The organism is Ignavibacteria bacterium (assembly GCA_016873775.1).
GTDB lineage: Bacteria > Bacteroidota > Ignavibacteria > UBA10030 > F1-140-MAGs086 > JAGXRH01.
This window is the reverse complement of sequence record VGWC01000083.1, coordinates 1-10515: the sequence shown is the minus strand read 5'-3', so window position 1 is coordinate 10515 and position 10515 is coordinate 1. Positions and strand designations below refer to the sequence as shown.

Genomic DNA, 10515 nt, shown 5'->3' with positions numbered 1-10515 from the left:
TTGATGGAGAATATCTTCTTTGTCCGTTCCAATAAGTGGACGAAGTATCGGCATCGTCGCGCATTGATTGATGACTGCAATGTTGCGTAATGTTTGCGACGCAACTTGTCCCAAACTATCGCCGGTAATCAACGCTTGCGCATTTTCTTTTCTCGCAATTGCTTCTGCGATACGAATCATAAATCTGCGATATAACACAACACGAAGTTTTTGGTCTGCTTTCAAAACTATTTGCTGTTGAAGTTCTGCAAACGGAATGAGATACAATGTTGATTCGTATTGATATTGCGTAAGCGCGTTCACCAAGTTTTCCACTTGGTCAATAGAATTTTTTGTTGTGTAAGGAACGCTATGAAAGTGAATGTAAAAAACTTTCGCACCGCGTTTCATCATTTGATACGAGGCAATTGGAGAATCAAATCCTGCAGAAATAAGCGACACAACTTTCCCGCTCATTCCCGAAGGCAAACCACCGGCACAGGAAATTTTTTCACAATAGATATACGCTTCATCTTCAAGAATTTCAATATTGATTTCAACATCCGGTTTATCCATCTTTGCCCGCACGGAAAATTTCTCGCATAAATATCCACCGACTTTGCGATTAATTTCCATCGAGTTTATCGGAAACATTTTACTCGCTCGATGCGCATTTACTCGTACTGTTTGAAACGTTTTTCTTTGCAACAGTTCTTCCGATGCGTTACAAAAGTTTTCTATTCCATTTTTTACAACAACACCAACGCCAAGATTAGAAAGTCCAAACACTTTTCTCAAGCGCTCGATAATGATTGATTTATTTTGTTCATCATTTTCAGAAAGCGTAACAACAAATCTTCCATAACCGCCGGAAAACTGCCAGCGTTGCAACAATCCGTTCACTGCTTGCTTGCAATTTCGTAACAACTGCATTTCAAACATTTTTCTGTTTTGTCCTTTGAGCGTTATTTCGTGATGATGAAGAATGATTACTGATGACATTTACGAATTACAATTTACGATGTACAATTTATGCCTGAACTACTGACTACTTTTTTCTACAAATAATACTTGTCCAAGAAATTCGCAATATGCATTACCTCAACATTGACATCAAATTTCTTCGCACCGTAACGCAGTTGATTGATACAACCAATGTTTGACGTGAGAACAATTTCAGCATTTGTCTTGCGGATGTTTTCCATTTTTCTCTCGAGAAGTTGAACAGAATCATCGTAATGCGTTACGTTGTAAATTCCTGCACTTCCGCAACACCACGTTGAATCCTGCATTTCGGTAAATTCAATTCCATCAAGTGAACGCAAAACTTCGCGGGGTTCTTTCGTAATTTTTTGTCCGTGCGAAAGATGACAAGCATCGTGATAGGTAATTTTAGATTTTAGATTTCTGATTTTAGATTTTTTAGGAATGAATTCATCAACGGGCATTTCGATGTTTGCTATAAATTCCGAAATATCATTTACTTTTTCAGAAAATACTTTTGCCTTTTCAGAATACTCACTATCATCTTTCAAAAGTTCGCCATAGTGCTTCATAAACGCTCCACAACCAGCCGCAGTTGAAATTACATAATTGCAATTTTCGCTTTCAAAACTATCAAGCGTTTTCTTTGCTAACACTTTCGCGTTTTCCAAATCCCCGCTGTGTCCATGCAACGAGCCGCAGCAATAATTTTCTTTTGGAATTAGTACTTCACAATTATATGTTTCTAAAATATTTTTTGTTGCAATGTTTATTTCCGGAGAAGCAACGTTTGTAATGCAGCCAAGCGGAAGTCCTATACGGAGTTTATAGTTAGTAGTTTGTGGTTTATTGTTGGAGTTACTCTGAAGTATTTCATTTGAAAACTTGTTTGCTATTTGCGGAGATAGAAAAAGGAATTCATCGAACTTTTTTGAAAATAAACGTACGATTCCACTTCGCTGTAATGCTTCATGTAATCCACTTCGTTGAAATAACCGTAAAAGTTTTGCAACAAATTTTGTTCTTCGGGGAGAAAGAAAAATTACGTTCAAAAGAAATCTTTCAAGTGAAAATAATTTTTGTTTTTTCTTTTCATTAACGATTGAACGTCCGCTTTCCAAAATCGAATGATACTGAACTCCTGCAGGACAAGCAGTTTCACACGCAAGACATCCGAGACAAAAAAACATTTCCTCGGCAATCGCTTTGTTCATTTCCAAAATTCCTTGCGCAACACCTTTCAGCATTTGAATTCTTCCGCGCGGCGATGAACGTTCTTTTCCGGTTATGGAATATGTCGGACACGTCGGCAAACAAAATCCGCATTGAATACAGCGTTCCAAATATGTGCGCGACGAAATAAGTTCCGGATGTTCGTATTCCTCTACCATAAATTAACAGCCGAAAATACAACAAACGTTCTTCTTGACCAAGTAGGAAACGATAGAAATCGTTGAAAAAAATCTTCATAGAATTTTCTTCCTCAAAACAAATAAGAATATCCTTGCAAATGTTTAGGACATCCTCAAAACAAAGAAAAACAACCTCTCCGCTTCGGGATTGAACCCAAAGAATCATTGATGATTTTTTTTCGCCCAGCAAGACCGTTTACGGTCGTGAGGTAGTGCTAACAACTCTTGTGAAACACTGCAAAAAAAAATGAAGGTAAAATTATTCGACAAGAGAAGAAATAGAGGATTGAAACAAGCGATTTCGCATAGTATCAACTTTGGCAAGCGGAATTGTGTATTTACCAAATGCGGCATCATCTTTTCGTTCACCGCCGTGAAAATCGGAGCCACCGCTTTCAAGTAAGAAAAATTCGTTGATGACAGAACGGTAAAACTGAATTACTCCGTGCGAATGTGATGGATGGATAACTTCTATGCCGTCAACTCCGGATTGAATGAGCGTTTGCAAGAGCGAATCGTTTAAGAATTTTCCGGGATGTGCAACAAAGGAAAGTCCTCCAGCGCGTGTTATCATCGCAAAGAGTTCTTGGGGAGGAACACTTTGTTTTTCGATGTACGCAGGACAACGGGCGCCGAGGTATTTGTTGAACGCATCTTGATACGAGCGAACAAAGCCGCCCTCGAGCAAAGCAAGTGCAATATGCGGCCTGCCGATTGAATCGCCGTGTACTTTATTGACTACGGCATCGAAATCGAGAGGGATCTTGAGCGAATGAAGTATATTGACAATTTTTTCAGCGCGTTTTAGTCGTTCGCTTCTGAAGTAATCTAAATAACTGAGTAATTCAATATTTTTGTAATCGAAGAAATATCCGAGAATATGGAACTCGCGGTCTTCGACTATGGAACTGAATTCGACACCGGAAATTACTTCGATACCCATTGCAGTTCCTATTGCAATTGCTTCATCAAGCGCTCCAACAGTATCGTGGTCTGTGATACTAATGGTGTTCAATCCAATTTCTTTCGCTTTCGTTAATAATTCAAACGGAGAAAGCGTACCATCGGAGTACGTTGTGTGCAAATGTAAATCGGCAAACATACTCATCGGAATAATTTGTTATCGGTATTTGTGTCGGAATTTTTCATAATCGTTGATAATAAACGTATCGCTATCAAGAATTATTTCGCCCGCTTTAATAAATTGGTGCAACATCCGCGAGAATGTTTCTCGCGATGTTCCTGCCATGTTTGCTAAATCTTGTTGTAAAGGAATATCCTCGATAATAACACGTCCATACTTGACTCGCCCAACTTCTTCTGCCAGTTGCAAAATAACGCTTGCTACGCGGTCTTCTGCTCCTTTAAGAGAAAGGTTTTTAATTTGCGCATCCGCTTTGCGTAACCGATGAGCAAGTTCGCCAAGTAACGCAAGCGAAATAGAAGGAAACGTGTGAACGAGATGCATAAAATCAAGACGGTGAATCACGAATACTTCTGTTTCTGTTATCGCAATTACCGATGCTGAACGCGCGTGCCCATCGAGGAGAGATAGTTCGCCAAAGACATCGCTTTCGCTGAGGATGGAGAGAATGACTTCTCTCCCTTCGCCATCGGAACGAACAACTTTTACTTTTCCCGAAATAATGGAAAACATTGCCGCTCCTGCTTCTGCTTCCATAACAATGACGCTTCCCTTTTGATACACTTTTATCGAACCGATATTCGCAACACGCACAACATCTTCATCAGTCAATCCGCTAAAGATTGAAACTTGGCGTAGAAAATCTACTTCTGATACTTCGGTGTGCATATTACATCTTTACTTAAATATGAAACTAATGAAACTATGATGAATTTTGTGTTTAATATAGAATTTGATACGGTAATAATCAAAAAAACTATTCAGAAAAAAAATATTTTTTTCAAAATGTTGTTTGAAAAAGAATCAATGCATCATTGAAATTGCAAATGGAAAAAAAAGTTCTATTATATCAAACGGACGTTAGGATATTTTTTCGGTTGCGTTGAATATTTTTCTTCTTTTGGTATATTCAATCACATTTTTTTTTAATTGCCGTGAAAGAAGATAAAACAGCAAATCAATCACAAGCAACTCCCCAGCAACAATCTCTCGATAGTTTGTGGGGAAATGTATTCGGGAAAAAAGAAAAAAGAATACGTTCCATCGAATCCGTACTTGCTGACGTGCCAATATTTCAAACGCTAAACAAACGCGAGTTACGCAACGTTGCTCTCATTGTTCACGAACGGAAGTATGTACCAGGAGAATACATCTTCTACCAAAACGACCCAGGATTAGGAATGTACGTTATCAAAGAAGGTGATGTTTCTATTAAATTGGAAAATAATGATAACGAACTTGCGCAATTACATACGGGTGCGTTTTTCGGAGAACTCGCTCTTCTCGACGAATCGCCACGTTCTGCTTCTGCAATTGCCGTGAATGCATGCAATCTCATCGGTTTCTTTCGTCCCGATTTATTTAAATTGATGGAAAAAAATCCGAGAACGGGATTGAAAATTGTTTTAAAACTTGCGCAAATCATCGGCGAACGCTTGCGATTCGCAAATCAAAATATCGGAAACGCACAGGCAGAAATTGCAAAACTTCGTACTCTTGTTGATGAGTTGAAACAAAAAGAACTGTAAGCACAAGAGAACATTCTAATGTTAATGGTAAGCATTTCCGGCGTTCGTGGCATTATCGGCAAATCACTAACTCCCGAAGTTGTTGTCCGATACGCTTCTGCATTTTCCAAATTCTCACAAGCAAAAACTTTCTTCCTCGGTCGCGATGGAAGAAGCGGAGGAAAAATTTTTACAAACATCATTTCTTCAACACTGTTAGCAATCGGAAAAAATGTTTCTGCAATAGGAATTTGTCCCACTCCAACGCTTTTATTCGCCGCAAAAAAATATTCTTCACCGGCAATTGCCGTAACTGCAAGCCATAATCCGCAGCAATGGAACGGAATGAAATATATTTCCGAACAAGGAATGTTTCTTGATCAAGATGAATCGAAAACGTTTTGGGAAATTGCAAACTCAACATCGAGAACATATTCTTCGTGGAATGAACTTGGCGAACATTCATCAGCACAGCATTTACTTTCAGAACACCTCGAAGCAATTCTCAACCTTCCGTATATCAACGTTGCGCAAATTCAAAAACGAAAATTCAAAGTAGTACTTGATTGCGTCAATGCTTCGGGAAGTTTACTTGCAATTCCGTTGTTAAAAAAACTTGGCTGCGATATTATAAAAGTACATTGCGATGATAGCGGAATTTTTCCTCACGCCCCCGAACCACTTCCCGAAAATTTATCAGAACTTCGTGAGCGAGTAAAAAAAGAAAATGCAGATGTCGGTTTTGCGCTTGACCCAGATGCAGATAGAGTAGCAATCATTATGGAAAACGGAGAAGCATTTTCCGAAGAGTTTACCGTCGTTGCCTGCAGTAAACTTATTTTAAAACACAAATCTCAAATCTCAAATCTCAAATCTACTGCTGTCGTCAATCTTTCCACAACAAAAGCAATTGAAGATGTTGCGACAAAAAATAATGCAGAACTTGTGCGAACTCCCGTTGGCGAAATCAACGTTTCAAAAAAAATGAAAGAACTTGGCGCAATCGTTGGCGGAGAAGGAAGCGGAGGAATTATTCTCCCAGAATTACATTGGGGACGCGACGGAAGTTTGGGAATTGCATTGTTTTTGCAACTGCTTTGCGAATGTAATGGAACCGTTTCGGAACTTAAAAACTCTCTTCCGAAATATTCAATGAAGAAAACGAAATTGGAAATCGGAACTCTCAACGCGAAAGAAATTATTTCGTCTCTTGTTGAAAAATATTCTTCGAAAGCGACAATAAATTTATCAGACGGAATTCGTTTGGATTTTCCCTTGGGATGGATTCACGTTCGTGCATCAAACACAGAACCGATTTTGCGCATCATCGCAGAATCACCGGAAGAAAAAATGACAGACCATCTCATCGAACAAGCAACAAAGGAAATTGTTAATAGTTAGTCGTTATTGATTAATTGTAATCAGTCATTTGTCCATCGAGAAAACTACTAATGACATATGACTAATTACCAATTACGAATTGTTATCAAAGAGAAAATAATATTGAACTAAAAATGGTACTTTGTAAAATCACCGGCACTATCGTTTCTACACACAAGGACGAGCATTTCAAAGAGCAAAAACTTCTCATCGCGCAACCGATTGATACGAGTGGAAAATTTATCGGCAAAGAAATTCTTTCTGTTGATACGGTTGACGCAGGCGTAGGCGATGTTGTTCTCGTGATGCAAGAAGGAAGCGGCGCACGGCAAATTCTAAAAGACGATAAAATCCCAGTGCATTCCGTTATCGTTGCCGTTGTTGATGGAATTGACGTGAAAGAATAATTTCAGATAAGCAAGTAAAATGTTCTCCACAAAAGAACTTCTTATCCTTTCACAGGTGGAAAGAATCGGTGATGTAAAATTACGTCAACTGATTTCCCAATTTTCTTCGCTCGAGGAAATCTTCACTACTCCTTTTGCTCGACTTGAGCAACTCACTTCTCCTTCACTAACAAAATCGCTCCTTGAATTCAGAAAAAATTCTCAGTACGAAAAAGCAAATCAGTTTTCCGAAGAACAATTTTCAAAAGCAGAAAAACTTGGTGCGACCATAATTTCAATTTCATCAAAAAATTATCCAGAACAACTCAAACAAATTTACGATGCGCCGATTTTTCTTTTTGTTCTTGGAAATTTACTTCCCCAAGACAAATATTCACTTGCACTAGTTGGAACACGAACGCCAACAAATTACGGAAAACAGGTGTGCGAAAACTTTACGAAAGAATTTTCTCAGTTAGGAATTACCATTATCAGTGGTTTAGCAATTGGAATTGACTCGACCGTTCACAGAACAACTCTTAATAATAATGGAAGAACAATCGCTGTGATTGGAAGTGGATTAGATGAAATTTATCCGCTCGATAATAAAGGACTTGCAAAGTTAATTGCCGAAAACGGCGCAGTGATTTCTGAATTTCCGTTCGGAACAAAACCAGATGGATTTAATTTTCCGCGCCGTAACAGAATCATCAGCGGACTTTCGCTCGGAACACTTCTTATCGAAAGTAAAATTGGCGGAGGCGGAATGATTACGGCAGAACTTGCGCTGGATCAAAACAAAGAAGTGTTTGCGATACCAGGACCAATCAACAGTGAAAAGAGCAATGGCTGTAACATTCTCATCAAAGAAGGTCGTGCAAAACTTGCACAAACTCCGGACGATGTAATAAAAGAACTCGAATACAAACTTCGACCAATTCTAAAATCGAAAAACGAAAAACCACAACAAGAAATTTCACTTTCGCTTTTCGAGAAAAAAATTTTTGATATACTTTCCGAAGAACCGACACATATTGATATGATTGCAGAGAAAACCGAACTCATAACTTCGGATGTTCTTGTCAACTTATTGAGTTTGGAATTTAAAGGAATTGTGAAACAACTCGCAGGAAAAATGTTCGTCAAAACTCTGTGAAATCGTGACTTTCGTCTTTTCGTAAATAACAGACTTTCCTTACTTTTGCGGCATAAAATCGTTCACATCTTTTAATTTAATGATAACCGATAACGAACATAATTCACCATCACAGAAAGATTTTTCTGATGATGCGTTACGTACATTAGTGTATTATGATTTATTTCATTATCCGTTAACCGCACAACAACTGTTTACTTTTTTTCCCATGAACTCTATCTCGTTTAATGAGTTTTATAAAAAAATGCAAACAGAATTTTCCGACGAACGAATTTTAGAAAAAAACGGATTTATCTTTCTTCAGAACGAATGCGATATCGAAACGAGAAAACAAAAAGAAAAGAACGCACGTTCACTCTTGCGTATTGCGAAGTTTGTAACCCACATTATCAAACGATTTCCTTTCGTACGGGGAATATTTCTTTCCGGTGAACTCTCGAAAAATATTTCGAGTAACAACGGTGATATAGATTTTATGATCATTACTGCAAAAAATCGTTTATGGATTTGCAGAACGTTGCTAATTCTGTTCAAAAAAATATTTCTCTTGAACAACAAAAAATATTTCTGCGTCAACTACTTTATTGATGAAGAACATCTTGAACTGGACGAAATAAATATTTTTACTGCAATGGAAATCGCGCACCTGAAACCGTTGTATAATTATTCTCTCTTCGCAGAGTATATCAAACAGAATGATTGGATAAAAAAATATTTTCCAAATTATACGTTAGCGCGCCTAAATGTAAAAAAATTCAAAATGAGGCAAAGTTTGATTCAAAAAATTCTGGAATTGTTTTTCCAGAATACGCTTTCATCCGCTCTCGATAATTGGTTGATGAAAAAAACTGAGAAAATCTGGAAATCGCGTTATCCGCAATTTGACGAAGTAACGCGCAATCGCATCTTTAAATGTAAATTATATGAATCACGCGCGTTTGTTTTAAACTTCGAAGATAAAGTGCTGCATCGCTACGAAGTAGAATTGAAAAAAAGAAATGTCGCGGTGAAGCAAAGCGAAATACAGCGAACATAAGATTACGATGTGTTAGTTTGTTTGCTGATTAGTTGGTTAGTTCGTTAAAATGAAGTAGCCAAAAAACGAACAAACCAACAAACACAAAAACCAGCAAACGAAATGATTGACGTTTTATTCACACATTCCTACTTCCTCAAATTCGACGAGAAAGAATACAAAGCAATGATGCCGTATTCTCCGCTTGGCACATTGTACGCCGCGAGTTTTCTTCAATCGAAAGGATATTCTGTTGCGTTGTTCGATGCGATGCTCGCGGAAAATGAAAACGAACTTCTTCCCGAACTCAAAAAACACAAACCGAAATTTCTCGTAATCTACGACGACGATTTCAACTACTTAACGAAAATGTGTTTGGAACGAATGCGACTTGCTGCGTTCACGATGAGCGAACTTGGAAAGAAATTCGGTTGTACTGTAATCATTCACGGAAGCGATGCCGCAGACCATTACGAAAAATATTTATCGCACGGTGCTGACTTTGTAATTTTCGGCGAAGGTGAACAAACGCTTTTTGAACTTCTCGAAAAACTTTCCGGAAAATCAAATCAGGAGTTTGAAAGTATAAATGGAATTGCTTTTAAAAAAGATTATCGTCATCCCGAACTTGTTTCGGGATCTAATGAGAATATGCTGAAACAAGTTCAGCACGACAACACAATCAAAACCAATCATCGCCAAGTATTACAACAACTCGATACACTTCCATTTCCTACACGAGAAATTGTTGATGTTGAGAAGTATAGAAAAATTTGGACCGAGCGACACGGATATTTTTCGATGAATATTGTTACAACGCGCGGATGTCCGTTTCATTGCAATTGGTGCGCGAAACCGATTTACGGACAAGTGTATAATGTTCATTCACCGCAGAATGTTGTTGCTGAAATGAAATTGTTGAAAGAAAAATATTCTCCCAACCACTTGTGGTTTTGCGACGATATTTTTGGATTGAAACCGAATTGGATTCAAGAGTTTGCAGAAGTTGTGCAAAAAGAAAATGCAGTAATTCCTTTCAAATGTTTATCGCGCGCGGATTTATTGGTGAAAGGAAACACGATTGAAGCGCTTGCAAAATCCGGCTGCACATCAACGTGGATGGGAGCGGAAAGTGGTTCACAAAAAATTCTCGACGCGATGGAAAAAGGAACAACAGTCGAGCAAATTTACGAAGCGACGCGCAAACTGAAACGCCACAACATTCGCGTCGGATTCTTTTTGCAATTTGGTTACACAGGCGAAACGAAAGACGATATCGAAAAAACGTTTTTTATGGTGCGCGAATGTTTGCCCGATGAAATTGGCGTTTCGGTTTCGTATCCGCTACCAGGAACAAAATTTTACGACAACGTACGCGAACAACTCGGTGAAAAACAAAATTGGTTCGATAGTCAGGATTTGGCAATGATGTATCACGGAACGTATTCGCCGGATTTTTATCGCGCGTTGCACAAACTCATTCACAAACGTTTTCGCGTATGGAAAGGAATGGAACTACTTTCTTCGCCAAAGAAATGGAACAAACATTCT

10 protein-coding genes are annotated in these 10515 nt (G+C 38.3%); 6 read left to right on the top strand and 4 right to left on the bottom strand.

The genetic code is table 11. The annotated features are described in order from the left end of the window. The 4 genes from thiI to FJ218_09840 all read right to left on the bottom strand — a co-directional run. A partial coding sequence (thiI, locus tag FJ218_09855; GenBank protein ID MBM4167204.1) for a tRNA 4-thiouridine(8) synthase ThiI occupies positions 1 to 981 on the bottom strand: 981 nt, incomplete at its 3' end. 56 nt (positions 982 to 1037) lie between these two features. Next, on the bottom strand, positions 1038 to 2354 hold the full coding sequence (locus tag FJ218_09850) for a (Fe-S)-binding protein (GenBank protein ID MBM4167203.1): 1317 nt from the start codon (positions 2352 to 2354) through the stop codon (positions 1038 to 1040). 280 nt (positions 2355 to 2634) lie between these two features. Continuing rightward, complete coding sequence (locus FJ218_09845) at positions 2635 to 3477, bottom strand: PHP domain-containing protein (GenBank protein ID MBM4167202.1); 843 nt, start codon at positions 3475 to 3477, stop codon at positions 2635 to 2637. A gap of 18 nt (positions 3478 to 3495) precedes the next feature. Then, complete coding sequence (locus tag FJ218_09840; GenBank protein MBM4167201.1) at positions 3496 to 4188, bottom strand: Crp/Fnr family transcriptional regulator; 693 nt, start codon at positions 4186 to 4188, stop codon at positions 3496 to 3498. A gap of 218 nt (positions 4189 to 4406) precedes the next feature. Here FJ218_09840 and FJ218_09835 point away from each other — a divergent pair, with 218 nt between their 5' ends. The 6 genes from FJ218_09835 to FJ218_09810 form a co-directional block, all read left to right on the top strand. After that, positions 4407 to 5048 (top strand): cyclic nucleotide-binding domain-containing protein, encoded by a 642-nt coding sequence (locus FJ218_09835; protein ID MBM4167200.1) that lies wholly within the window; start codon positions 4407 to 4409, stop codon positions 5046 to 5048. Between the two features lie 18 nt (positions 5049 to 5066). Next, the gene (gene glmM, locus FJ218_09830; GenBank protein MBM4167199.1) at positions 5067 to 6428 is read left to right on the top strand and encodes a phosphoglucosamine mutase; all 1362 of its coding nucleotides are present in this window, start codon (positions 5067 to 5069) and stop codon (positions 6426 to 6428) included. A gap of 113 nt (positions 6429 to 6541) precedes the next feature. Continuing rightward, a complete protein-coding gene (locus FJ218_09825) occupies positions 6542 to 6814 on the top strand; it encodes an ethanolamine utilization protein EutN (GenBank protein ID MBM4167198.1) in 273 nt (90 codons plus the stop codon). A gap of 19 nt (positions 6815 to 6833) precedes the next feature. Then, positions 6834 to 7949: a DNA-protecting protein DprA gene (gene dprA, locus FJ218_09820; protein ID MBM4167197.1), complete on the top strand. Its 1116-nt coding sequence runs from the start codon at positions 6834 to 6836 to the stop codon at positions 7947 to 7949. 79 nt (positions 7950 to 8028) lie between these two features. Next, the gene (locus FJ218_09815) at positions 8029 to 8985 is read left to right on the top strand and encodes a hypothetical protein (GenBank protein MBM4167196.1); all 957 of its coding nucleotides are present in this window, start codon (positions 8029 to 8031) and stop codon (positions 8983 to 8985) included. 102 nt (positions 8986 to 9087) lie between these two features. Then, the coding region (locus FJ218_09810) for a B12-binding domain-containing radical SAM protein (protein ID MBM4167195.1) at positions 9088 to 10515 on the top strand (1428 nt) is incomplete at its 3' end.